The sequence below is a fragment of the Streptomyces sp. PT12 genome (assembly GCF_003311645.1).
In the GTDB taxonomy this organism is placed as follows: domain Bacteria; phylum Actinomycetota; class Actinomycetes; order Streptomycetales; family Streptomycetaceae; genus Streptomyces.
Window position 1 is genome coordinate 75,795 of sequence record NZ_QEST01000184.1, and the last position, 25,131, is coordinate 100,925.

Annotated in this window: 14 protein-coding genes; 4 read left to right on the forward strand and 10 right to left on the reverse strand. The window is 70.0% G+C overall.

Features of this window, described 5'->3' with window-relative positions:
- The first annotated feature begins 71 nt into the window (after positions 1–71).
- Positions 72–1,160, forward strand: coding sequence for a methyltransferase (locus tag DEH69_RS20810; protein ID WP_113688496.1), 1,089 nt, complete (start codon positions 72–74; stop codon positions 1,158–1,160).
- 10 nt (positions 1,161–1,170) lie between these two features.
- Here DEH69_RS20810 and DEH69_RS20815 read toward each other — a convergent pair whose 3' ends face one another.
- From DEH69_RS20815 to DEH69_RS20860, 10 genes are all read right to left on the reverse strand, one after another.
- Entirely contained in the window at positions 1,171–2,766 is a 1,596-nt protein-coding gene (locus tag DEH69_RS20815) for an amino acid adenylation domain-containing protein (RefSeq protein WP_113688497.1), read from the reverse strand.
- A gap of 83 nt (positions 2,767–2,849) precedes the next feature.
- Complete coding sequence (locus DEH69_RS20820; RefSeq protein WP_113688498.1) at positions 2,850–8,579, reverse strand: type I polyketide synthase; 5,730 nt, start codon at positions 8,577–8,579, stop codon at positions 2,850–2,852.
- Positions 8,580–8,590: 11 nt separating this feature from the next.
- Positions 8,591–10,282, reverse strand: a complete 1,692-nt coding sequence (locus DEH69_RS20825) for a condensation domain-containing protein (protein WP_181727531.1) — start codon at positions 10,280–10,282, stop codon at positions 8,591–8,593.
- A gap of 20 nt (positions 10,283–10,302) precedes the next feature.
- Complete coding sequence (locus DEH69_RS20830) at positions 10,303–12,072, reverse strand: non-ribosomal peptide synthetase (protein WP_113688500.1); 1,770 nt, start codon at positions 12,070–12,072, stop codon at positions 10,303–10,305.
- A 145-nt stretch (positions 12,073–12,217) separates the two neighbouring features.
- On the reverse strand, positions 12,218–12,463 hold the full coding sequence (locus DEH69_RS31685) for an acyl carrier protein (RefSeq protein WP_181727532.1): 246 nt from the start codon (positions 12,461–12,463) through the stop codon (positions 12,218–12,220).
- Between the two features lie 238 nt (positions 12,464–12,701).
- The gene (locus tag DEH69_RS20840; protein ID WP_113688725.1) at positions 12,702–12,941 is read right to left on the reverse strand and encodes an MbtH family NRPS accessory protein; all 240 of its coding nucleotides are present in this window, start codon (positions 12,939–12,941) and stop codon (positions 12,702–12,704) included.
- A gap of 89 nt (positions 12,942–13,030) precedes the next feature.
- The gene (locus DEH69_RS20845; RefSeq protein ID WP_113688502.1) at positions 13,031–16,252 is read right to left on the reverse strand and encodes a non-ribosomal peptide synthetase; all 3,222 of its coding nucleotides are present in this window, start codon (positions 16,250–16,252) and stop codon (positions 13,031–13,033) included.
- 127 nt (positions 16,253–16,379) lie between these two features.
- On the reverse strand, positions 16,380–17,462 hold the full coding sequence (locus DEH69_RS20850; protein ID WP_113688503.1) for an amidinotransferase: 1,083 nt from the start codon (positions 17,460–17,462) through the stop codon (positions 16,380–16,382).
- Between the two features lie 73 nt (positions 17,463–17,535).
- Positions 17,536–17,739: an MbtH family NRPS accessory protein gene (locus DEH69_RS20855; RefSeq protein ID WP_113688504.1), complete on the reverse strand. Its 204-nt coding sequence runs from the start codon at positions 17,737–17,739 to the stop codon at positions 17,536–17,538.
- Positions 17,740–17,764: 25 nt separating this feature from the next.
- On the reverse strand, positions 17,765–18,589 hold the full coding sequence (locus DEH69_RS20860) for a fatty acid desaturase (RefSeq protein ID WP_309302889.1): 825 nt from the start codon (positions 18,587–18,589) through the stop codon (positions 17,765–17,767).
- 816 nt (positions 18,590–19,405) lie between these two features.
- On the opposite strand from DEH69_RS20860, the gene DEH69_RS20865 reads away from it, so the two are divergent.
- The 3 genes from DEH69_RS20865 (at position 19,406) to DEH69_RS20875 (ending at position 25,010) form a co-directional block, all read left to right on the forward strand.
- Positions 19,406–20,431, forward strand: a complete 1,026-nt coding sequence (locus DEH69_RS20865; RefSeq protein ID WP_220131320.1) for a fatty acid desaturase — start codon at positions 19,406–19,408, stop codon at positions 20,429–20,431.
- A gap of 105 nt (positions 20,432–20,536) precedes the next feature.
- Entirely contained in the window at positions 20,537–22,948 is a 2,412-nt protein-coding gene (locus tag DEH69_RS20870; RefSeq protein ID WP_181727533.1) for a condensation domain-containing protein, read from the forward strand.
- A 61-nt stretch (positions 22,949–23,009) separates the two neighbouring features.
- Entirely contained in the window at positions 23,010–25,010 is a 2,001-nt protein-coding gene (locus DEH69_RS20875; protein ID WP_113688506.1) for a thioredoxin domain-containing protein, read from the forward strand.
- Positions 25,011–25,131: the final 121 nt, after the last annotated feature.

Genomic DNA, 25,131 nt, shown 5'->3' on the forward strand with positions numbered 1-25,131 from the left:
GCCTCTCGGGGAAGCCGACCAGTTGGCCTGACCCTTGTTTCGTACCGGCATGAACGAGAGCGGGGAGAGAAATGGTGAACCTCAACGTTGAGGGGGAGCGCGGCCTTCTGTGGCGGAAGCTCGGTACCCTCCTCCGCAGGCACGGTTACACGACTGAAGCGGTCCGGAATGTGCTTGAAGTGCGGGAACCCGCGGAGGCGGTGCTCGCCAATGTCGGCCGGTATTCGCTGTTCTACATGGGCGCCCTGAAGCGGAGTGAGTCCCCTGTCGCCGTCATCGCGCGACTGTTCTTGTTCTGCGGCCATGTGCCTGCGGTGGATCTTGACCGTATCGACCCGGAGTTGGCAGCACTGCTTTGGCATCTGGGCCTCGTTGAACAGGTCGCAGGTATCGCAGGTGATGAGCCGCTGGTGCGCGCCACGGTGGCACTCGTCGAACTCAAGTCGAACTACTTTATCTCGGATAAATTGTTTGAGAACGCGCCAGGCCGTTTTACCGTTCATGATGGCAGTAGTGGCTGCATGCCTCCCCATGCCTCATCCGTCGAGTTGCTCTCCGGTCTGAAGAAGCCCGCCGCTGCGCGGTCATTTCTCGATGTGGGGTGTGGGAGCGGCTGCCAGTCGGTCGTATTCGCGTCCGACTACGAGTGTGTGGCGGGATTCGATGTGGATCAAAGGGCGGTGGAGTTCGCCCAGGTGAACGCGGCCATGAATGGACTCTCCGGTCGATATGAAGTGAGCTCCTGGGAATCCTTCCGCGCGGACAGGCTTTATGATCACATTGTGTTCAATTCGCCCGACCCTTCGGTCGCGTTCGACTTCATAGGCCGTGGTCTCGAAGGAATACTGTCCCGTGCGGGGCATGCCCAGGTGTGGCTGAACTGCGAGGTCGGGGCGGAGGATCGAAGCCTTGGGCATGTGCTTCTGCGGTCCATCGAGAACCCGGACAGATTCGACATGGAGATCCAGGAGAATGCGAATTCCCCCTTCTCGGTCGGTGCCGACTTCATACACTCACGGAAATTTCCCGAACACACACTGCTCGTGTCGCATCCAGGGGAAAGAGCTTCCTACATGCGGGATCTTGTCGAACGAGGAGTGCGCGAGATCGCATCTGTCATCCTGACGATCCGGCTGCGTCACCGTTCCCCGTCCGATTGAGCGTCCCCGGTCATCCGGCCCCCGTGGTGCCGCCGCGCGTGGAGCCTGCCTGCCGTCCCGCCTTCCGCCGGGAGAACAGCGCCGCCACGGCGGCCCGGTCGAGCTTTCCCGAGGGGGTCAGGGGCAGCCGTTCGACGGTCCGATACGTCCGAGGCACCATATAGGCGGGGAACGAGGCCGCCAGCAGCTCCTTGACCGACCGGCTGAGCGCGTCGGGGTCGGAAGAGGGGTCCACCGCCACCAGGCACGCGGCGAGCGCCGGTCCCAGGGCGGTGTCCAACACGCACACTGCGGCGCTGAACACGCCGGGGTGCGAGCCGAGGACGGTCTCGATCTCGCGCAGCTCGATCCGGAAGCCGCGGATCTTGACCTGGTCGTCGTCACGGCCCAGGTAGGCCAGCTCACCGCCGGGCAGCCGCCGCACCAGGTCCCCCGTGCGATAGCAGCGGACCGGCGTGGCACCCGGTCCCACGGGGAGCTCGGCGAACCGCTCCTTGGTGAGGTCATTACGGTGCAGATAGCCGACGGACACGCTCGCACCGGACAGCCACAGCTCGCCCGCCGCGCCCTCCGCCACCGGCGTCCGCTCGGGGGTGAGCACATGGGCGCCCACATGCGGGAGCGGACGCCCGATGGGCGAGGCGACGGAGCCCGACCGAAGCGTCTCGGCGTCGAGCACCTTGAACGTCGAGTGCACCGTGTTCTCGGTGATTCCGTACATGTTGACCATCCGCGGGCCGCGCGGTCCGGCCTCGGCGACGAAGTCCCTGACGACGTCGAGGTCCACGCTCTCGCCGCCGAAGATGACATAGCGCAGCGAGAGTTCAGGACCACCGCTCTCGGCGTGGGCCTGCGCGGTGTACCGGAAGACCGAAGGCACCTGGTTCAGGACGGTGATCCGCTGCTCCCGCAGGAAGTCGATGAGATCGGTGGAGAGCATGGCGGTGTGCCGCGGTACGACGACCGCGGTCGCGCCGGTCGCCAGCGCGCCCCAGAGCTCCCAGACCGAGAAGTCGAAGCACAGGGAGTGGAGGATCGCCCACCGGTCGTCGGCCGTGAACGCGAAGAGCGGCAGGGCTCCTTCCAACAGCGCGAGCACGTTGCCGTGCGTGATCACACATCCCTTGGGCCTGCCCGTCGAGCCGCTGGTGTAGATGACATAGGCCGGGCTGTCCGGGGACGGCGCTGGCGCTGCCACGCGGCCGACGGTGGACACGGGATCCGCCGCCGGTGTCGCCGGGTCGATGAGGCGATGGCCCGAGAGCCCGAGCCGCTCGGCGGTGGCGCGCGCCCCGACGACGCAGGAGAGCCGCGCGTCCTCGGCGATGAACCGGGTCCGCTCCGACGGATAGTCGGGGTCGAGCGGTACGTAGGCGGCGCCCTGCCTGAGGATCGCGAGCAGCCAGACGATGGTCAGCGCGTCTCGTTCGACCATCACTCCGGTCAGGTCGCCCGGGCGCACTCCGGCCGCGGCGAGACGACCGGCGGCAAGGTCGACGGCCCGGTCAAGATCGGCATAGCTCAGCCGTACACCGTCGCAGATCAGGGCGGTCGCCTCGGGGGTCGCGGACACCCGAGAGCCCAGGAGTTGAATGAGAGATTCCATGACCTACCTGTCATGTTCCGGGAGCGGGCGCTGATTCCGACGACGGGGGAACGGGCCGGGCCGACCGGGCCGACCGGGCAGGCTCACGGCCGACGCAGCTCCCCGAGCGTCGCGCCCTGAGAGGAGAGGACGTGCCTGACTCGCTCCGCCAGCCGGGACTTCAGCGGTGCGAGGTCGCTGGCTTCGGAGATCTCGCTGATCATCTCGACCTTGTCGTCATGTTCCTCGATGGTCACGATCGCGGGCCACGGCATGGTCTCGCGCGGCAGCACCACCGACGCGGCGGGGGCGCCGAACATCGCCCCCGAGCCCAGAACCTCGTAGTTGAACGCGATGAGCCCGCTCGGCAGTCGGCGATACCGCTTGTGCTGGAAGAGGCGGTACAGCCCTGAGGTGTGCTCCGAGCTGTCCAGGATCTGCCCCTGGACGGCTCTGGCCACGTCGATCACGGTGCTGTCGTCGGGGAGGTCGACGATCACCGGCAGCAGGTCGACGGAGAAGCCCATGAGCGGCTTGTTCGTGCGGCGAGGCTGCCCGGTCCTGTGGGCCATCACGAAGACCTGCTCGGCGCCGGTGAGCAGCGACGACGCCACCGCGAGCGCCACCAGGGCAGCGGTGTGCCTGGTGGATCCGCTGGACCGCGACACCTCGCGCAGGCCCGAGAGGCTTTCCCGAGGCAGGGGTTCCACGCGCGTGACGGGCTTCCAGGGCCCCCCGCCCTCGATCAGGCTGGCCGATTCCCATACCGCGTCGAGTCGTTCCCGCCACCGGGTCTCGTTCGCCGCGAACCGTGCGTCCTCGTCGCCGCGCTTCCACCGCGCGTAGTCGAGGAACCCGGCCGGTTCGGGCAGGGCGTCACCCGCCGCACCGCCCAGGTAGCAGGCGGACAGCTCCGACCACAGGACCTCGAACGACCAGCCGTCGACCACCGCGTGCGGCGCGGTGGCCTGAAGGAGCGCGGCATCGTCGGTCTGCACGAGGTGGAACCGGAACAACGAGGGCGCCGACGTGTCCACCTCCCTGAGGGCGAACCGGCGCAGCAGCGCCTCCACGTCGCCAGGTGACGCGTCGCTCAGGGTGCTGACGGTCAGTTTCGGAACGGCGTGGGCGACGCTCGTCTGGGACTCCCCGTTCTCGTCCAGTCCGATCCTCATCACCTCGTGCCGCTCCGCGACCCGCTCGACCGCGTGCCGCAGCCTCTCCACATCCAGGACGCCCTCGATACGAAGCGCCTCGGACATCTGATACGACTGACCGAGCTCGCCGCCCAGCTCGGCGGCCAGCCACAGCAGCTTCTGGCCGTCGGTCAGCGGGGCCTCGCCGACGACGGCCGGTGGCGACGGCCGGTGCACGGGTGCCGGTGCGCGCGGCGTGCGTGGCTTCTCCCACAGGCCCTGCGAGGCGACTTCGGCCGCGGCCTCGGCCACCGCCTCCACCAGGCGCGTGCAGTCCGCCTCGGTGTGCGCGGCGCTCAGGAAGCAGGTGCGCCCCTCCCACACATAGATGCCTCGGGTGAGGAGGCCAAGGAAGAACATGTCCTCGGCCAGTGGGGAGGCGTCGACGCCGATGCGGAACAGCGAGGAGAAGTACTCGACCTCGAGGGGGTACCCGTGGGCGGCGGCGTGGGCGTTGATCCTCCTGGCCACGTCGGCGGTCCGGTCCGTCAGCGAGTTCTGCAGCCGGGGCGATTCCCTCTTGAGATGCCAGATCATCCGCTGCGCCACCGCCATGGTCAGCGGGTGCTTGCTGAACGTTCCGGCGAACACCATGCTCGGCCGCTGCGGGAAGCCGACATCGCCCTCCCGCCAACGCCCGCCGTCGATGGGGGCCATGAATTCGGCGTCGCCCGCGATGACCCCGATGGGCATCCCTCCGGCGATCACCTTCCCGTAGGTCACCAGGTCGGGGCGGACACCGAAGTGCGCGGCCGCGCCGCCGGGGTGGCAGCGGAAGCCGGTGATGATCTCGTCGAAGATCAGGGCGGCGCCGTGGGCGCTGGTGAGCGCGCGCAGACGGTGCAGCAGCTCGACGGGCTGATGCCCCGGGCGTCGGCTCTGGACCGGCTCGACCAGCACCGCCGCCAGTCGGTCGCCGTAGGACTCGAGGACGGGGATCGCGGAGTCGTCGTACGGCAGGATGATGACGTCCTGGACCATCGAGGCGGGCGTGCCCCGGCCGAGAGGGGTCGTCTCACCCCGTTCGCCGCCCGCCCGGGGCGCGACCAGCACGCCGTCGAACGTGCCGTGGAACGAGCCGGCGAACTGTGCCACGACCGTCCTTCCGGTCCTGGCGCGCGCGGCGCGCACGGCGCCCATCACCGCCTCGGTCCCCGAGGAGGTGAAGGCGACCCGGTCGACTCCGGTCATCGACGCGATGCCGCGGGCGACATCGCCCGCCGTGGACGACTGCGGGCCGATCAGCAGGTCGGAGGGGGTGAAGTCGCTCAGGGCCGCGGCGAGCGGCTCCGCCGCATGGCCCAGCAGGACGACGCCGAAGCCCATGCAGAAGTCGAGGAACTCCTGGCCGTCGACATCGGTGAAGCGGGCGCCCTGCCCACGGACCCCGACCACCGGGTAGCTCACCTCACGGCGTCCCTTGCGCGAGGCGATCAGGTTCCGCTGGTCCGCCAGCGCGAACCTGTCCTCCTCGGTGACGCGTTTCGACAGCGTGGTCCGCCTGGCCCACTCGACCTCCGCCGCGAACAGCTCCGCGCCCTCGGCGGGCCGCTCGGGGACCGGGCGGGCTGACGGGACGGCGATCGGGGCGGGCTCGGGGATCGGGGTGGGTTCGGCGATCGGGGCGGGCTCGGGGATCGGGAGCGGCTCCGGCTCAGCGGCGCCGACGGGCGCCGACGGGACGGCGGCCGGGACGGCGCGCTTGAGGTGCTCGCTCATGCCGACGCACGAGTCCAGCTCGGAGAACAGCATGCGTACGTCGATGTCGGTCCCGAACTCCGCCGACAGGGCGTCCGCGAGCTGGATAAGCAGGAACGAGTCATAGCCCAGCTCGATGAAGGAGGCGCTCACGTCCACCTCGTGCGGTGCGCACCCCACGAGCTTCGCGACGATCTGCCGGACCCCGGTCGCGATCCATGTCCCGTCGGCGGGCGCCGGGGTCGGCGCCGGTGCGGGAGCCTCCTCGAACGCCGGAGTCGGCGCCGGCACCGGATCGGGGGTCGGCTCTGCTTCCTTCTGCATGGAGGGCTGCTCCTTCTGAACGCTCCGGTCGAACGCGTAGGTGGGAGCGTGGACGAGCGTGGTGGTGGCGCCCGAGCCGCTCTCTCGGCCGGTCCCATCCGTTGCCGGTGCGGCCTGGTCCCGGTCGGCCGACCACGCGGACGCCAGCAGCCGGGCCCGGGAGTACGCGTCGTAGCCCGCCTGCCTGCCGGTGGTCATGGCCACCACGTCCGTGCCGAACACCTCTCTGACGAACGGTGTGATACCGGCTTCGGAGTCCAGGACATGGACGAGGTCGGTGCCGTTCGCGCGGAGCGTGTTCACGGCGGCGCCGAAGCGGACCGTCCTGACCAGGTGGCTCGCCCAGAACGCGGGGTCGCGGGCCGTATCCTCGTCCAGCAGGTCGCCCGTCGTCGGCGATATCAGCCGGAGACCCGGCGGCCGCAGGCCGACCTGGGACCAGGCCGTCGTGTACTCCGCGACGGCGTCCTTCAGGACCTCGCTGTGGTACGGATACACGACGGGGACAGGGACGCTGGCGATGCCCTCGCCGCGCAGCCGGGTGGCCAGCGCGTCGACGGCGCTCTGCGCGCCGCTGATCATGCAGTCCCTGCCGCCGGGCACGATCGCCAGTGACACGTCGGCGCCGAGGTACGGGGTGACGGACACCTCGGGGAGCCGGACGCGGATCATCCCGCCCGCGGGGGCGTCCTTCAGTATCCGGGCACGCTCCGTCAGAATCGCGGCCGCGTCGGCCAGGTCGACCACGTCGGCGACCACGCCGGCGGCGACCTCGCCAAGGCTGAAGCCGCACAGGGATCCGGGGCGCAGGCCGTCGGCGAGCAGTGACCGTGCGATTGTCACGGACTGCACGAGCATCGCGAGCTCGGTGAGCCGTGGTTCGGGCGGGGACTCGGCGGCCCCCGTGAGGAGCCCTCGCACCAGCGGCCTGTCCTCGGCCGACAGGCACTGAAGCGCATCGGAGAGCAGGTCGGCGAATCCGTCGATCGTGGCTTCGGCCGCCGTCAGATCGCCCGCCGGCCTTCCCTGGCCAGGGAAGACGAGCGCGCTCTCGTGGCTCCGCCTGGGCAGTCGGCTGCCGGTCCGCCACGTGGTGACCTGGTCGTTCCGCCTGGCGACGACGATCGCCTCGCGGTGGGGGAGGACGCGCCGACCCGTCCTCATCGTGTGGGCGAGGCTCCGCAGACGCCGCGGATTCTCCTTGGCGAACTCCTCCACCCGGTCGGCGGTGTCCTCGACGCTGCGCCGGGAGGCGGCGGTCACCGGCAGGACACCGACGTAATCGCCCGGCTCGTCGGCAGTCTCGGCGACCGGCGCCTGCTCGAGCACGACATGCGCGTTGGTTCCGCCGATGCCCATCGAGCTCACTCCGGCCCGCCGCGGCTTCCCTTTGTCCTCCCACTCGCCACACGTGTCGGGAACGAAAAGCCGGTCGCTCGCCGGTTTGATCCGCGGATTGAGCTCCGCGAAGTTGGCGACCGGGGGGATCCGGCCGTGGGCGACGACCAGTGCCGCCTTGATGAGGCCCACGATGCCCGCGGCGGCGCCGAGATGGCCGAGGTTCGCCTTGGTCGCCCCGATGGCGCACCGCACCCCTTCCGCGCCCAGGGCGCGTTCGATGGCCGCCCATTCGACGACATCTCCGATCGCGGTGGCGGTGCCGTGCGCTTCCAGGTAGCCCAGGTCGCGCTTGTCCACCCCCGCGGCGGTCAGCGCCGCGCTGATGACCCGACTCTGCTGGCTCACACTCGGCGCGGTGAAGCCGACCTTCTGGTTGCCGTCGTTGTTGATCGCACTGCCGCGGATGACGGCGTGGATGGCGTCACCGTCGGCGAGCGCCCGGTCCAGGCGCTTGAGCACCACCGCGCCCGCGCCGCTCGCGGTGATGGTGCCGGTGGCGGCGGCGTCGAACGGTCGGCAGTAGCCGTCGACGGACCAGACGCTCCCCTCCTGGTGGTAGTAGCCCACCCGGTGCGGGAGCTCGACGTTCACTCCGCCGGCCACGGCCATGTCGGACTCGCCGCGGAGCACGCTCTGACTCGCGAGGTGCAGGGCGACGAGGGAGCTGGAACACGCACTCTGGACGGTCAGACTCGGCCCGCGCAGGTTCAGCGGATAGGAGATCCGGGTGGCCAGGAAGTCGTTGTCGAGGAGCGCTGTCCAGTTGATCGCTTCCGACAGCTTGAGCGGCCGCGAGACGTCTCCGTACCTGGGGTCCCCGACGCGCTGCATGACCGAGATGGGCGAGGCGCCCCCTCCGGCGGCGAACAGCCCGATGTCCTCGGGATACCGCAAGGGGTCACAGCCGGCGTCCTCGAGCGCTTCGAGTACGACCTCCATCATGACGCGGTGGTTGAGGTTGATCCCGGCTGCCTCACCGGCGCTGAGACCGAAGGCGGCGCTGTCGAACCGGTCGTATCCGTCCAGCGGCGCCACCACGGGCACGTAGCTGTTGCGGACCGCCGGGTCGAGACGGACCCCCTCGCGTCGGCGGTCCTCCTCCCCGACCTCCACCATGGCCGTCGCACCGGCCTCGATGTTGGACCACAGTGAGCGGTAATCGGCTGCCCCCGGAACCCTGCACGCCATACCCACGATGGCCAACGACTCCTGCATCTGACAGCTCCTCAGTGCCTCGCCGACGCGCCGTCGGTCTGGTCTCCGACATCCAGGCGGGAAGCGAAGTCGCGCAACTGCGGGTGGTCGAAGAGCAGTCGCAGGGTCGCGGTGCGCGAGATCCGCCTGCGCACCGACGCGACGACCGCCCCCGCCTTCAGCGAGTGACCGCCCAGCTCGAAGAAGTCGTCGTAGGGCGACTCCACGGGCACGCGGATCGCCTCGCTCCAGATGGCGGCCACCGCTTCCTCGACCGGGGTGAGCCGGGAATCCGTGGCGTCCGCCGCGGGCCCGGTGTCCGCGGACTGATCCGGCTCCGCGGCGGGGGACCCGTGGCCCGCGGTGGTCGCGTCACCTTGCGGGAGCCCGGCGACACGGGCCAGGATCTCGGTCAGGCCGAGCGAGGCCATCGGTACGTCGGGCTGGCGCAGCAACGTCGCCAGGACTTCGTGATAAGCGGCGCAGTAGCCCTGCGCGAGCTCGGGTGAGTAGGTACGCAGGGCGTACTCCCAGTCCAGAGCGATCCCCGAAGGGCTGATGTCGCAGGCCACGTACATGTCGAAAGGCCCCTGCACCGTGCGCGTGATGACCTCGGACAGCTTGCCCTCGCCGAGCTTCAGGCGACCGACGGCCCCCGCGGAGAACAACATGCGCACGATGCCAGCCCCTGGGTCCTGCCCGGTGTTGAGGTCGGTGGCCATCCTGCTGAACGGCAGGGCCTGGTGGTCGATGGCGTCCATGAGGTCGAGGGACACCTCGTCGAGCGTGTCGGTGAACGTTCGGGACAGATCGATCCGCGACTGGATGACGATCATGTTGGCGAGCATGCCCACGGTGCGTGCGAACTCGGGCGTGCGGCCGCTCGTAGCCATCCCCAACGCCTTGACGCCGTCACCGGCGGCGGCGGCGATCATGACCTTCATCGTGGACAGCAGGACGGAGAACTGCGTCGACCTGGTGCGGCGCGCGTAGGCCGAGACCGAGTCGGCCAGCTGGTCGTCGAGCGTGAGGGACACCACGGCCGTGTCCAGCGACGTCGGGGCCCGCGTGACGGCGTGGTCGATTCCGGGCAGCACGCTGCCGGTGACTCCGGCGAGCCGTTCCCGCCAATAGGCCTCCTCCTCCTTGAGGGTGCCGTCGGCGAGCGCGGCGAGCTGCCCTTTCACAAAGGTGCTGTAGCCCGGCGGAACGGGGCCGAGGTCGGGCGGTGTTCCCCGGCGTGCCGATCGGTAGAGCTCACCGAACTCGTCGAGGACGACGGTCATCGAGATGCCGTCACACGCGATGTGATGGACCACCAGGGCGAGCGTGGTGCGGCTGTCGGTCACCTGGACGGCGGTGAGCCTGATCGCCGGCTCGGTCGCCAGGTCGAAAGGCCGGTTCGACGCGGCGTCGATGGTCGCCTGGAGCCGTTCTGACCGCTCGGCTTCCGGAAGCCCCCGCAGATCCACCACGTGGACCGGAACCGGCTCCGGGTCACGGGCGATGACCTGCACGACGCCCGAGTCCGTTTCGCGGAATGTCGTACGCAGGGACTCATGGCGTCGGATGACCTCGTTGAATGCGAACTCCACCGCCGCCGTGTCGAATTCGCCTTCGAAGTGGAATATCTCCGGCATGATATAGGCGGGGCTCGCCTGATTCAGCCGCCAGAAAAGCCAGATGCCCTCTTGGAGTGGGCCGATCGGCAGTGTGTCCGTCATCGAGTCACTGCTGTCGGTAGTCATGCCACGTCCCCGATCATGTGACGCAGTTCGCGTATGGTTCCTGCCCGGTAGAAGTCGCGGAGACGTATGCGCACCCCGAACTCCTTGTGAATGCTCGCCAAGGCGTCGAGCGCGTCGAGTGAGCCGCCCCCGAGCTCGAAGAAGCTGTCGTCGAGTGTGCACGGGGCGCCCAACGTTTTGTGCACGATCGAGATCAGTCGTTCCGCGACGTCGTCGAGAGCGGAGTCGTCCGCCGGTGCCTCGGCGTCACCGGCATCCATATGACGCTCCAACGCGGAGATATCGGCCTTGCCGTGCTCCGTCACAGGAAGATGCTCGACTCGTTGGATCAGCGCCGGGATCATATAGGGGGGCAGCTCGGCCGCAAGGTGGTCCCGGATGCTCTTGTCCGTGCCCGTGGCCTCCTTCTCGCCGTGTCCCACATAGCAGGCGAGCAGGCGGGGATGCGCCCCCCCGCGCTGGACGAAGGCGACCGACTGGGCGACGGCCTGGTGCCGGTTCAGAGCGGACGAGACCTCACCCAGCTCGATACGCTGACCGCCGATCTTCACCTGGTCGTCCAGCCGCCCGATGAAGCTGTACCCGCCCCCTGGCAGCCTTCTCGCGAGATCGCCGCTCCGGAACATGCGCGAACCGGGCGGGCCTTCGGGGTCGGGAACGAACCGCTCGGCGGTCAGCCGGGGATTGCCCAGGTATCCGCGAGCGACGCCGGTGCCGCCCACGTACAGGTGTCCGTGCTCGCCCTCGGCCACCTTCGCCAGGCTCTCGTCCCGGTACAGATGGGCGCTGACCCCGGGAATCGCCTCACCGATCGGCGGTTCGGTGAAGTCATCGCCGGTCAGAACGGTGCCCGTCGCCGCGATCGCCGTTTCGGTGGGGCCGTACTGCACCACGACGGTGCCTCCGTGGGCGGTCAACTCCCGCACCACGCCGTTGGGTACCGCCTCACCGCCGACGAAGGCGAGTCGCAGGCCGGACTCGGACGGTCGGTAGCCCGCGCCGAGCAAGCCGGAATACCAGGAAGGCACTCCGCTGAGGACGGTGACTCCGTTGTCCCTGATGCAGTCGATATGGTCCTGCCAGGACCCGTCCATGAGGTCGGGAGCCACGACGAGCGTGGCACCGGCGGCGAGCAGGAGGACCGGCCGGAGCGAGGCGTCGAAGCTCAGGCTCGCGGACAACAGCACGCGCATGACGTCGTCGGTGTGCAGGTCCGGCTGCTTCACCAGGCCGTAGAGGTAGTCGCCGTAGTTGTCCAACGCGCCGAAGTCGACGCCGACGGCGTTGGGCGTGCCCGTCGATCCCGAGGTGTGGAGGACGTAGGCGAGATGGTGCGCCGCCGGAGAGCCACGGTCCCCCGAGCGGCCCGGGCCGCCTTTCAGCTGCTTGAACCGGATCCCCGTCCCGTCAGGCATGAGGACCTCCGCGCCGCCCTCACCCGCCTCTTCCAGGACATGAGTGGCCGACGTGTCGAGCACCAACTCGCGCCTGCGCTCGGGCCACTTCGCATCGATGGGCAGATAGGCCGCACCGGACATCCAGATTCCGAGGAGGGCGATGATCGCTTTGTCGCCGCGTGGCAGGACGGAGGCCACCACGCTCTCAGGACCGACTCCGTGGTCGCGGCGCAGGTGCTCGCCGATGTCGGTCGCGGTCGCGACCAGCTCGCCGTAGTCGATCGACCGGCCGTCGGCCCGTACGGCCGCCCGATCGGGGGCACGTTCGGCGACGCGGATGATCCGATCGAGTACCTGCGGTGTGCCCATGAGGGCCCCCTCCTTACGCCGGGATCATGGCCCCGACGACACAATCGTGGACGCGAACCTATGGAAGTTGAGCTGTCCGCCGGGGATTCATGCGGCGCAGTGACCGATTCCCCGCCTTCGGCCATGGCCGACAGGTCGGCCATCGTCAGCGGTCACCGTCGGCGAGCGCTTCCACGCTGTTCCAATGAGAGGTGAACGCCGCCACCGTCGGATACTCCATCAACGCGAGGATGTCCGTACTGATATCCAGTTTCTGGTTGAGGCGATCGGCGAGCTCCATCAGCTGCAACGAATGACCACCGAGGTCGAAGAAATTGGTGCCCACGTCTGCTTCCGGAATCCCGATCACCTCGGCCCATATCCGGGCGACGTCCTGCTCTTGCACAGGCATGATTGACAGCCTTTCCCCCGAATCTTGACAGATCGCTGAGTCGACGTCATGGTATGCGGGCGCTTCTCCGCAGCACAAGGCATCGAGTCCAGGAAATGGGACAGCGCAGGTGGATGATTGAGCGGATGGCCTTTTCAGGACCGACCGCGGCCATGTGGTGGGACTTTCTCTCGATGGGTGAGCGGGTGGCGGGTGAGGTTGACGGAGCAGGCCCATGACGCCCCTCGGCGCGGTGTCGCTACTGACTCGGGGGCCCGGCGGCGGCCTGGCGGACGCTCAAGGGCGTGATATCGGTCCACACTTTCTCGATGTGGTCGAGCGCCTCGGACTTCCCGCCCCGGAAGCCCGCGGCCTTCCAGCCCGCGGGGACGGGTCGGCTCACGGGCCAGATCGAGTACTGCTCCTCGTGGTTGACCACCACGTCGTAGACGAGAGTCGCTTCGCTGTCGCCTTCGCTGGGGTATTCGCCGGGCGGCATGATCAAGAGTCTCCTGATGTCGGGTCGGAGCCGGGTGGCCATGGTGGTCATGGTGGTCATCGGGGAATCGCGAGGGGCCGACGGCAAGCCTACTGATCCGCGGACAGACCTCCCGCCCAGCCGCCTTCACCGGTCGGCACAGGCAGCTCGTCGAGTCGCGCGCCGGGGTCGGCCAGACCGCTGGCGAGCAGGGCCAGCAGGGTGTTCTGCCAGTCGCGCGCCGAGGTCCGGTCGAACCTGTCGGCGGCGTATTCGAACTCGCCGGCCAGACCGTCGGAGTACTGCCGGACGGACCAGGTCAGCGCGGCCTTCGCGGTGCCCTGGTGGATGAACTGCTCGGCGATGTCGAGCCCTTCGATCCCGCCCTCGATGTCGAGCGGGGTGGACTGCAAGGCGAACATCGCGTGGAACAGCGGGCGTTGTCCCCCCTCACGCCGCGGCAGGGACGCGACCACGTCGGCCAGCGGCAGCTCCTGGTGGGTCAGTGCCTCCGCCAGCGCCTCGTCGGTGCGGCCGACCAGCTCGCGGAAGGTCATGCCCGCGGTGAAGCGCATCCGCAGCGGTACCGTGTTGACCAGGTAGCCGATCAGATCCTCCGTGCCCGGCCGGTTCCGACCGGCCATCGGCACCCCGACGACCACGTCGTCGACGCCACCGGTGCGGCGCAGGGTCGCGAGGAAGGCCGCGAGCAGCACGGTGAACGCGGTGCTCCCGCAGCCGCGGGCGACGCGCTCGACGGCGGTCGGATCGACGGCTTCGGGCGGCAGGGGGAGAGCGAAGCCCTCGGTGCCGCTTCGCTTCCCCGAGCCGCGCGGGAAGCCGGGCTCGACGGTCGGCGGGTCCCCTTCGAGCCGGGCGCGCCAGTGGTCCCGCTGCCCTTCCGCCTCCGCGCCGCGCAGCCAGCGCTCCTGCCAGGCGCAGTAGTCGGCGTACTGGATGGTCGGCTCGGGCAGCGGACGCCCGGCGTAGAGCGTGGCGAACTCACGCCAGAACACGGCCAGGGACCAGGCGTCGAACACCGCGTGGTGCACGTTGAGCAGCCACAGATGGTCCTCGGCGTCGATGCGGTAGCAGGCTGACCGCAGCAGTGGGCCGGCGGACAGGTCGAACGGGCGCCGTGCCTCCTCCTCGGCCAGGCGACCGGCCTTGTCGGCGTCGGCGGCGACGGTCACCTCCGTACGCACGGGGCTCGCGGGCCTGATCCGCTGCCAGACGCGACCGTTCCGCTCCTCGAAGACGGTACGCAGTGCCTCGTGACGGGCGACGATCCCGGTCAGCGCGGCGTCCAGACGGTCAAGGTCGAGCGGCCCCCTGATCCGGTAGCCGAGCACGACCGCGTAGGTCGGCGCCCCGCGGTGCACCCGGTCGAGGAACCACAGGGCCTGCTGCCCGCGTGAGGCGAGGCACCGGTCGTCGCGCTCGCGCGACGGCACGACCGCGCTCTCCGACGCGTCGCGGCCGTGTGCCTGCTTCACCAGGGCGGCGACCCCGGCCACGTGCGGAGCCATCCGCAACTGCGCGAACGACAGCCCCACACCGGTCACATCGGCGACCCGGCTGAGCAGCTGGAGACCCCGCAGGGAGTCCCCTCCGGCGGCGAAGAAGTCCTCGTCCCTCGACGGGGACCGCCCGTCGAGCACGTCGCTGACGAGGAGGGCGACGACGCGCTCCAGCGTCGTCATCCCGGCCTGGCCCGTGCGGTCGACCTGGCCCGTGCGGTCGACCTGGCCCGTGCGGTCGGCCTGGCCCGTGCGGTCGGCGCGGCCTGCGCGGTCGGCGTGGGGCGGCGCGACGGGGGGAAGGGCCGAGCGGACCGCCTTGCCGTTCAGCGGCGAACGCGGGATGCGATCGAGCAGCACGATGGACCGGGGCACCATGGCCTCGGGCAGTCGGCCCGAGATGTCGGCGCGGATCGCCGCCTCGGACACCCCGTCCTCGGCCTCGACATAGGCGATGAGGCGCGACCCGAACGGCGGGTCGTCGACGCTGATGACGACGACGTCCCTGACCCCGGCGCAGTGATGCATGGCGCTTTCCACCTGGCCGGGCTCGACGCGGTGCCCGCGGACCTTGACCTGGCGATCGGAGCGTCCGAGGAACAGGAGGGTCCCGTCGCTCCGTCGGCTGCCGCGGTCGCCGGTGCGGTACATGCGCGATCCGGGCGGGCCCTGGGGGTCGGGAAGGAAGCGGTCGGCGGTGGCGGCCGGGGCGGCGTGGTAGCCGCGGGCCAAGGGCGGTCCGGCGAGCCAGATGTCTCCCGGGGTACCGTCCGGCACCGGTCGCATGTCGTCGTCGAGGATGTGGAACGTGGCCTGCGCGAACGGGCGGCCGATGGGCGCGAGCGCGTAGTCGGAGCGGCCGGGGCCCGACAGCTCGTCCGGCTCCGGGCGGTACAACGCCACGCTGATGCTGGCTTCGGTCGGCCCGTAGTCGGAGACCCAGTCGACGGATTCCGCTCCGGGGATCCGGTACCAGGCGGCGAGCTTGTCGACGAGGATCTTGTCGCCGCCGATGAACACGATGCGCAGCGAGGCGGGCAGGCTGACCAGCCCGGACGTCAGATCGTCCACCCACTGGTGCCAGTAGGCACTGGGGAGGCTCACCCCCGTCACCGCGAGACGGTCGATGAGCTCGGTGAACTCCAGGCTGGTGAAGTGCCGTTGATCGGGCATGACGACGGCCGCCCCGGTGACCCAGGCGGGCATGATCTCTTCGAGCGCGGCGTCGAAGGCGATCGGGGTGGATTGCAGGAACCGGTCGCTCGGGACCAGCTTGAGCTCGTCCCTGAGGGACACGGCGTGGTTGGCGAAGCTGGCGTGCGTGACGGCGACGGGCTTGGGCTTACCGGTGGAGCCCGAGGTGAAGACGCAGTAGGCGAGGTTGGACGGGGCGACGGCGGGGGCCGGGGCGGTGGTCGGCCGGTCCGGCAGGCCGGCCTGCTCCAGGTCCACGACGGGCACGCCGGAGGGCGCCACGGTCACCGATCCGTCGCGGACGAGGAGGCTGGCTCCGATGTCCTTGATCATCGCCTCGGCGACATCGGCGGGGAGCGACGGGTCGACGGGCACATACACCCCGCCGGCCTTCCACACCGCGAGCATCGTGACCAGCAGGCGCGGCGACGGCTCCATGACGACGGCGACCAGGCGCTCGGCTGCGATACCGGCCTCGGCCAGCAGATGGGCGCACCGGGCGGCCCGTTCGTCGAGTTCGCGGTAGGTGAGGACGCCACCGTCCGAGACGACCGCGACGGCGTCAGGGGTCAGCGAAGCCTGCGCCTCGAACAGGTGATGAACGCAGGTACCGGGCATGAAAATCCCATCTCCGGATCGAGCGGTACGGGTCGGCACTTCGCGTGGAAGGTCAACGGAAGGCCAACGGAAGGTCGGCGGAACGCAGGGACGGCAGTCGGCCCCGGGGCCGGAAGTATCGGGAGTGTCAGAAATAGGAGTTCAGCCCACCGCGCCGCCGCACATCGACCGTCGCGCAGTGGAAGGAGCCGCCGAAGCTGTTGAAGTTCCGGAACGGGCACGGGATCGCGGCCATTCCCCAATCCTCGGCGAGGCGGCGCATCGGCTCGTCCTGCGCCTCCACGACCATCCGCTCCTCGTCGATCATGAGCACGTTCATATTGATCCATGTGCTGGTCATGTAGAGCGGGTGGTCGCCCGGAATCACCGGCGGCGGTGCCGTGCGCACTTCCCAGTCCTTGAATATCTCCGGAACCTCCGGCACCCGGTCCGGATGGATCAGCAGCTTGCCAGGGGCCAGCGGCATCAGGCTCGCGTCGATGTGCATGGGGTGGTCGTCGGCCAGGGTCACCTCGTGCACCCGGTACGCGTCGCCCAAGTGCCTGCGGACCCACTCGATGCCCAACGCGTTGGTGACATGGCTGCGTTGGGCGAAGATGTCGCGGCCGCACCGGATGAAGTCGGCCGCGTCGAACGTGGGCTCGAACTCGGTGATCACCGAGCGGAACGGCTCCCCTTCGGGCTGGTCGGTCCAGCCGTCGACGTATAGCTCGTCGGGGAGCTCGGGCTTGGGCGGCGAGCTCCATCGGGCTCCCCGCAGGAAGTACTCCTTGAGCAGCGGCCGGTAGGCCGACGCCGCGTGGTGGCGCGAACGCCAGGACATCGGCGCCTCGATGACGTCGTCGCCGACGACCAGCAGCAGGTCGCGGGGCATCGCGTCGTACAGACCCGTGCTCGACCATCCCGGCGCGCCGTAGGACTTGCTGTGGTCCCGCGGCTCGGGCCGACGGACCCTGACTCCTTCGCCGGCCAGGATCTCGACCAGTTGGTCGAGCTCGTCCCGCGCGGCCGCGACGCGGTCGGCGGGGAACGGCTGCCCCGCGCGCTCCTGGAATATGGCGCGCTGCTCTGGCGAAAGCGGCGCACCGACCGAGGGGTGCCACGGAGGGAAGCGGGCGCCGTCGACGGCGCCGACGATCACCTCCTCCAGGGGGTCCCACTCGTTGAAGGAGCTGACGGGACACTCGGTGGAGGCCTCTGACTCGCTCATCTCGCATCCTTTGCTGGTCGGTGTCAGGAATGCTGTCGGACCACGATCACGGCACGCGGCACGTGGCTCGCCGTCAGCCGTCTCGGTCCATGAGCGCGCGCAGGCTCGCCGGACGCATGTCCGTCCAGAGTTCGCCGATCCGGTCCAGGCAGGCGGACCGCTCCGCGGGGCCGCCGACCCGTTCCCATCCCTCGGGGACGTCCCGCCCCGCGGGCCAGATCGAGTACTGCAGCTCGTGGTTGCGCACGACGGTGAAGAGGGTGTCGGCCTCGGTCATGGCTGCCTCTCGTCGTTCGGCCCGGTCAACACGCCTCCGGATCACCGGGGGTCCGCTTGGCCGCCGACGGCAGGCCCTCGCGGCGGATGTCCAGGAACCCGGCCACCGCCGGGACCGGCGACACGACGTGGCCGTCCTCGCGGAACGACGCGCCGTACTGCTCGGCGACTCGCGGCAGCTGGCTCCAGTGCGTGGTCGGGCGCAGGTGGTGCTCCTGGTGGTAGCCGTCGTTGAAGGTCAGCCAGTTGTACAAACGGCCGTAGTGGCTGACCGAGTTCGCGTACCGGCTCTCCGGGTGGGCCCCGTAGTGCCGGTAGTAGTTCTGCACGTTGACCAGCGTGAAGGCCACCGCTATCGCGGGCAGGTAGCAGATCAGGAGCCACTGCCAGGACAGCACCGCGAGCAGTCCGAGCAGCGCGAGGTGCGCGAGTCGGTCGGCCTGGATCTGGCGCAGCTCCGCCCTGCGTCGCTCGGGATTCCGGGTGGCGAGCTCCTGGAGCAGCGTCTCGTCGGCGCCGACCCGGCAGCCCCGGCGCAGGGCGGCGAACGTACCGAGGAACTCGCGGGCCGACTCGGCGAGGCTGAAGAACAGGTACCGCCACAGCGGTGCGTGGCCGTCGTCCCGGCTGTAGCGGAAGGTGGACGTGACGTCGCGCGTCGTTCCGTCCTCGCCTTTGCGGTCGTTGTTGTAGCGATGGTGGTTGCGCACATGGGTCAGCCGGTACGCCTGCACCGATTGCGCGATGTTCGCCGAATTGATCAGCGACATCACCGCGTTGTGGCGCGAAGAGACAAACCATGGCTGGTGCGAGAACAAATGAGATACAATGATCACGCTGTATGTCATCATGAAAGTCACGAGCGCGAATGACCCCACCATCGGCCACAGCCCGGTGGGATCGACCGCGGCGAGCCAGATCGTCACCGCGAACTGAGTGATGCTGAACAGAACCAGAAGGGCGTCGATAGGGCCGTTCCGGAACACACGGGATTTCCGGTCTTCCATGAGCCTGATACCTCTGCGTTGTCGTGTGCGCTGAAACGGATGCGCGTCAGTGCGCGCCTCGGCCCACCACGGGCGTTTCGCGATCACAGGAACGCACATCCAAGAGCTGAAGAGGCATGTGGGTATGCGCATGGCCCCGCAGGAAAATGAATGACGTCGTATGATCCTCGTAGTGACTGATGATCCCCGTAGTGACGGATCGGCTCCCGCCTTCTGTGAGTTGGGCAGATCGCCTCGGTCGACGCTCACGAAAGACGCCCTGCTCGGCAACTGCCCGTTATCAGCGATCAGTTGGGATAGCCTCACGGAGCCGCATTCAACACTGTGGGTTGTGACGAGGTCAAGCCCTCTCCTACGGTGGATCGTTGGGCTTGTCGGTAGCGAAATGCCCTCTTCCGGTATTCGCCGGTAGACCGGTGGGGAGTACCGTTGTCCGGGAGCATGGCGGAGGCGGGTGCGCGACGTCCGGTGGGCCGCTCGCCCTGTCAACTCCAGGTTGAAGTAGGACCCTTGACAGGGTATCTATCGGTGGAGAACACTGGCCCCGTTCCTGTCGCGGAGAGGGGCAGAAGGCCAGATCCCGCTGGGGTCGCCGACATTCTGGAGTGGCCTTCCCTCTCCGACGGGACAGCAAGTGCATCGCAGGGGGAGGGCAATACTGTGGCCAGCGCTGATCGTGCCGAGCGGCACCGGTTCTCGCCGGAGATCCTCGCGGCGGTTCGTGCCGCGTCCCGTCCGGACAACTGGCACGGACCACTCGAAGTCGTCGAGCACTGGCTATGGATCGCGGCGTGGTGCACGGCGTCCGTGCTGGCGTTCCAGCAGGCCCCGCTCTGGGCCGCGATCCCGGTGTACGTCGTCGCGGTGTTCTTCATCGGCGGTCGCCAGCGGGCCCTCGCCGGGGTGCTGCACATGGCCACCCACCGCGCGTTCATGGCGAACCGACGCGTCGGCAGCGTCATCGGGGCACTGTTCGGCGGATATCCGGTGCTCCAGAGCTTCACCGGCTACCGGGCCTCGCACCTCGGCGAGCACCACGGCCGCCTGGGCGACCCGGAGCGGGACCCCGACTACAAGCAGTACCAGGACAACGCGCTGTGCGGGGACAACCTCAGCCGGGCCGCGCTGCGACGGTACATGTGGTCCGTCCTGAGCCCGCGCGCCACCGCCTCGTACATCCTCTACCTGCTGCGGCACCGGATCGTGGCCAAGGGCGAGCGGACGTCCGAGCGCTGGCTGCGGGTCGCCCTCATCGCCGCGGTGCTGGCGTGGGCGGTCTTCGGCGGCTGGTGGATCTGGCTTCTCCTGCTCTGGTTCGTGCCCATGGTCACGACGCAGGTGTGGATCGGCGCTGTCGCCGAGCTCATGGAGCACTTCCCGCTGATCGAGACCGCGCCCCGAGTGGACATCTTCATGTCCTGGAACCGGGTGTACGGCCTCGGGACGCGCTTCCTGTTCGGGGAGAAGGACGGCGAGGGCTTCCACCTGGTCCACCACCTGTTCCCGCGGACGCCGATGTGGCGGCTGCGGGAGGTCGACGCGATCCTGCAACGCGACCCGGTGTACGCGGAGCTGCCCCGCCTGGACGGTGTGCTCGGCGGGATGGGAAGGATCTACAGGTCCCTGCCGAGCACCGAGGGCGGGACCGCGGGAAAGGTCCTGACCACCCCGATGCCCGAGATGTGAGCGACCGCGACGCCGTCTCGTCCCGTCGTGTGCCCGGTCGGCGCGGCCATCCCCGTCGAGACCGCCGTTGACGCCAGTGCCTACTCACCCATGCGGGGGAGCTCAATGACTGCCAGTGCTGACCTGGACCACGCGCGAACGCGGCACTCGTCGGAGCCTGACGCGCCGAGGGGGCTGGTACCGGCGTCGGTGGGGCAGGAGGCGCTGTGGCTGGTCGATCAGCTGGGTGGCGGGTCGACGGAGTACTCGATGGTGTTCGCCTACGGCTTCCGTGGAGACCTGGTGGTGCCCGCTCTCGAGCGGGCGGTGAACCAGGTGGTGGCACGGCACGGGGCGCTGCGCACGACCTTCGTGGAGGAGGACGGGAAGCCGCTCCAGAGGATCGCCGACGAGCTTCACGTGCGGCTCGTCGTCGAGGACGTGTCGGGGAACGACGGACTGTACCACCGGCTGCTCCTGGAGGAGGAGCGCGCCTTCGACCTGGAGGCGGGCCCCCTGTTCAGGACCGGCCTGCTGAGGCTGGCCGAACGTGAGCACGTCCTGCTCCTGGCCGTGCACCACGCGGTGTTCGACGGAGTCTCGCTCGACATCCTCCTGGACGAGCTGCGCGAGTTCTACGCGGCGGCGGTTGACGACCGTGCGCCTGACGTGGAGCCGTCGGTGGCGCAGTTCACGGACTTCGCGGTGGCGGAGCAGCAGTGGCTGCGGACCGAGGAGTGTGCGGAGCAGCTCGAGTTCTGGCTCCGCACGCTGGACGGAGCCGAGCCGCTGAGGGTGCCGACCGCCCGGCCTGAGTCGACGGCCGGGTCAGGTGCCGCCGGTCTGGTGCAGTTCGAGGTGGACCGGGAGGTCGGCGCGGGCCTGGAACGCCTGCTGACCCAGGAGCGGGCGACGCCGTTCATGTTTCTGCTCGCGGCGCACCACGTGGCGTTCGCCCGCGCCACCGGGCAGCGGGACGGCGTGGTGGGCACCCCGATGGCGAACCGCCACGAAGCGGGGATGCGGGATGCCATCGGCTACTTCGTGAACATGGTGCCGCTGCGCGTCGATTCGACGGACGCCCGCAGTTTCCGGGACCTGTTGCGGCGGGTACGGGGGGTGTTCCTGGACGCGTACGAGAACCAGGACTACCCGTACGCACAGCTGGTGGCCCACCTGCGGTCAGGCCCCGGCGGCCGGAAGGAGCTGTTCGACACCGCGCTGGCGATGGACTACAGCTCATCGGATCAGGAGGCGTGGCCCGGTGTCGAGGTCGCGCCCGTGGACACCGAGGGAGTCAGCGCGAAGTTCGACGCGTTGTTCTCGATCTACGCGACCGGGCGGGGCTTCGAGGGGGAGATCAGCTTCCGCACCGCTGTGCTCGACCGGCCGACGGTCGAGTCGCTCGCCGAGGACTTCGTGGCGATCCTGGGCCGGGCCGTCGCGCATCCCGACGTGGAGCTGGACGAGCTGCTGGCGCGGCCCGGCGGGCAGCCCAACCGGCCGCACGCACCGGCGCCTTGGGGCCGAGCCGACACCGAAGCCACCATCCCGGTGCTGCCCGGTGGGCCGGCCCTCCGCCGACCGCCGCGCAACGCCAGGGAAGAGATCCTGTGCGGGTTGTTCGCCGAGGTCCTGGAAGCCGAGGACGTCTGTATCGACGACGACTTCTTCGACCTGGGCGGCCACTCGCTGCTGGCCGGACGCCTGGTGTCGCGGGCGCGGTCGGTCCTGGGCGTGGAGCTGGCCGTCCAGTGGCTGTTCGAGACTCCGACGGTTGCGGGTCTGGCCGGGCGGCTGGACGACGGAGCGTCCGATTCACTGGCGGCCCTCCTTCCGCTGCGCGCGAAGGGACACCTGGACCCGGTCTTCTTCCTGCCCCCGATCGGCGGGCTGAGCTGGTCCTATGCGAGGTTCCTGCCGTACATCCCGAAGGGACGCCCGGTGTACGGCTTGCAGGCCACCGGGCTCACCGGGGAGGTCGACCGGCCGGAGTCGGTCCGTGCGCTGGCCGAGACGTACCTCGAACTGATCCGCGACGTATGCCCTCATGGCTCGTGTTTCCTGATGGGATGGTCGTTCGGCGGCGTGGTCGCGCAGGAGATCGCCGTGATGTTGGAGGCATCGGGCGCCGAGGTCCGCAACCTGGTGCTGCTCGACGCCGTTCCCGCGGTCGGCGGGTCGACCGCGGGCGATGAGCTGTCCGAGGAGCAGCTCAAGGCCATCGCGGAGTCGATCCGTGGAGCCGGGGGCGGCGCGTCCGGCGAGCTGACGGAGTCGGTGTTCAACGACCTTTCGGACATCGCGGCCCACTGTCTCGGTCTCCTGCGGGCCCACCGCTCGCGGAAGTACGGCGGGGGCGCGGTGAGCTTCGAGGCCGAGGAGACGGAACCCGAACGCGACCGGGTCGGGGTCCGCTGGGCGGACCTCGTCGGCCGCGGGGTCGAGACCCACCCACTGGACTGCGCCCACGCTGAGGTCATGGACGCCGCGGTGGTCCGGCGGATGGGTCCCGTCATCGCGGAAGCCGTGAAGTGACCCTCGCGGACCCCGTCCGTTCGCCGTCAGGGCCAGGGGTCGGCGTGAGAGCCTGGGTTGCATGAACCGGTTGGCTGGTGTGACCTCGCCGTACCTGCTCCAGCACGCGGACAACCCCGTGGACTGGTGGCCCTGGGGGCCCGAGGCGTTCGACGAGGCGCGGCGGCGCGATGTGCCCGTGCTGCTCAGCGTCGGGTATGCCAGTTGCCACTGGTGCCATGTCATGGCGCGCGAGAGCTTCGAGGACGACGCGCTCGCGGGCTATCTCAACGCGCGCTTCCTGCCCGTCAAGGTGGACCGCGAGGAGCGGCCCGACATCGACTCCGTCTACATGGACGCCGTGCAGGCGGCGACGGGCCAGGGCGGCTGGCCGATGACCGTGTTCATGACGGCCGAGGGCGAACCGTTCTACTTCGGCACCTACTTCCCGCCCTCGCCGCGCGCCGGGCTGCCCTCGTTCCGGCAGCTGCTCGAAGGCGTGCACGCCGCGTGGACCGACCGGCGCGACGAGGTCGCCGGGGTCGCGGGGCGCATCGCGCGCGAGCTGGCGGGGCGCGCGCTCGAGTACGGCGACGCCCGCCCGCCCGCGGCCGAGGACCTGGCGATGGCGGTCGGCGGGCTCGCGGGCGAGTTCGACGCGGAGCACGGGGGGTTCGGTGGCGCGCCCAAGTTCCCTCCGTCGTCGGCGCTCGCGTTTCTGCTGCGTCACCACGCGCGCACGGGCTCGGCCCAGGCGCTGCGGCTCGCGGAGCGCACGTGTGACGCGATGGCGCGCGGCGGGATCTTCGACCAGCTCGGCGGCGGCTTCGCGCGGTACGCGGTGGACGCGGCGTGGGAGGTGCCGCACTTCGAGAAGATGCTGTACGACAACGCCCTGCTCGGCCGCGTCTACACGCAGCTGTGGCGGACCACGGGGTCGGATCGTTGGCGCGGGATCGCCCTGGAGACGGCCGACTTCATGGTGCGCGAGCTGCGCACGGGCGAGGGCGGGTTCGCGTCGGGGCTCGACGCGGACAGCGAGGCCCCCGAAGGGGGCGGGCACGCGGAGGGCGCCTACTACACGTGGACGCCCGCGCAGCTCGCCGACGCGCTCGGCCCCGCGGACGCGGCGCTCGCGGCCGACGTGTTCGGCCTGGGCGCGGGGGGAACGCTGCGGCTGCCCGGCGCCGAGCCGCCCGCGTCGCTGCGGGAGCGGCTGCGCGCGGCGCGCGAGCGCAGGCCGCGGCCCGAGCGTGACGACAAGGTGGTGGCCGCGTGGAACGGCCTCGCCATCGCGGCGCTGGCCGAGACCGGCGCGTGCTTCGACCGCGAGGACCTGGTGGCGGCCGCGGTGGGCGCGGCGGAGCTGCTGTGCGCCGTGCACCTGGGCGCGAACGGCCGCCTCGCGCGCACCTCGCGCGACGGTCGCGCCGGAGCGAGCGCCGGGGTGCTCGAGGACTACGCGGATGTGGCCGAGGGGTTCATCGCCCTGCACGCGGTGACGGGCGAACGCCGCTGGCTCGATGGGGCCGGGGCGCTGCTCGATGTCGTGCTTGAGCGGTTCACGAGCGAGGACGGCGCGCTGTACGACACGGCCGACGACGCCGAGCGGCTGATCAGGCGCCCGCAGGACCCGACGGACGGCGCGACCCCGGCGGGCTGGACGGCCGCGGCGGGCGCGTTGCTCTCGTATGCCGCGCACACCGGGAGCGACCGGCACCGCCGCGCGGCGGAGCGGGCGTTGGGCATCGTCACCGCGCTCGGCACCCGGGCGCCGCGCTTCATCGGGTGGGGGCTCGCGGTCGCCGAGGCCGCGCTCGACGGGCCGCGCGAGGTCGCGGTGGTCGGCCCCGCCGACGACCCGGCCACGGGCGAGCTGCACCGGACGGCGCTGCGCTCGACGGCGCCTGGCGCGGTGGTGACGCGCGGGGAGCCGGGCGCGGCGGACCCGCCGCCCCTGCTGGCCGGGCGCCCCCTGCGTGAAGGGCGGCCGACGGCGTATGTGTGCCGGGGCTTCGTGTGCGCTGCCCCGACGAACGACCCCGCCGAACTGGCCGCCCAGCTCGCCCCCTCGGGGGCGTGAGGGCCCCACCCCGCCGCCTCGTCGGCGCCGGGGGCCGAGTCGTCCAGGTCGTGCTCCAGGTCGTGCTCCAGGTCGTCTCATTGGTGGTGACTCTCAAAAGTGAGTAGCTGTCAAGAGGCGG

Coding starts and splice junctions, on each gene's coding strand:
- DEH69_RS20830 (WP_113688500.1), bottom strand. CDS start 12,072: ATGGGCACACCGCAGGTACTCGATCGGATCATCCGCGTCGCCGAACGT.
- DEH69_RS20845 (WP_113688502.1), bottom strand. CDS start 16,252: ATGCCCGGTACCTGCGTTCATCACCTGTTCGAGGCGCAGGCTTCGCTG.
- DEH69_RS20815 (WP_113688497.1), bottom strand. CDS start 2,766: ATGGAATCTCTCATTCAACTCCTGGGCTCTCGGGTGTCCGCGACCCCC.
- DEH69_RS20860 (WP_309302889.1), bottom strand. CDS start 18,589: ATGATGACATACAGCGTGATCATTGTATCTCATTTGTTCTCGCACCAG.
- DEH69_RS20855 (WP_113688504.1), bottom strand. CDS start 17,739: ATGACCGAGGCCGACACCCTCTTCACCGTCGTGCGCAACCACGAGCTG.
- DEH69_RS20810 (WP_113688496.1), top strand. CDS start 72: ATGGTGAACCTCAACGTTGAGGGGGAGCGCGGCCTTCTGTGGCGGAAG.
- DEH69_RS20850 (WP_113688503.1), bottom strand. CDS start 17,462: ATGAGCGAGTCAGAGGCCTCCACCGAGTGTCCCGTCAGCTCCTTCAAC.
- DEH69_RS20820 (WP_113688498.1), bottom strand. CDS start 8,579: ATGCAGGAGTCGTTGGCCATCGTGGGTATGGCGTGCAGGGTTCCGGGG.
- DEH69_RS20875 (WP_113688506.1), top strand. CDS start 23,010: ATGAACCGGTTGGCTGGTGTGACCTCGCCGTACCTGCTCCAGCACGCG.
- DEH69_RS20840 (WP_113688725.1), bottom strand. CDS start 12,941: ATGCCGCCCGGCGAATACCCCAGCGAAGGCGACAGCGAAGCGACTCTC.
- DEH69_RS20825 (WP_181727531.1), bottom strand. CDS start 10,282: ATGACGGACACACTGCCGATCGGCCCACTCCAAGAGGGCATCTGGCTT.
- DEH69_RS20870 (WP_181727533.1), top strand. CDS start 20,537: ATGACTGCCAGTGCTGACCTGGACCACGCGCGAACGCGGCACTCGTCG.
- DEH69_RS31685 (WP_181727532.1), bottom strand. CDS start 12,463: ATGCCTGTGCAAGAGCAGGACGTCGCCCGGATATGGGCCGAGGTGATC.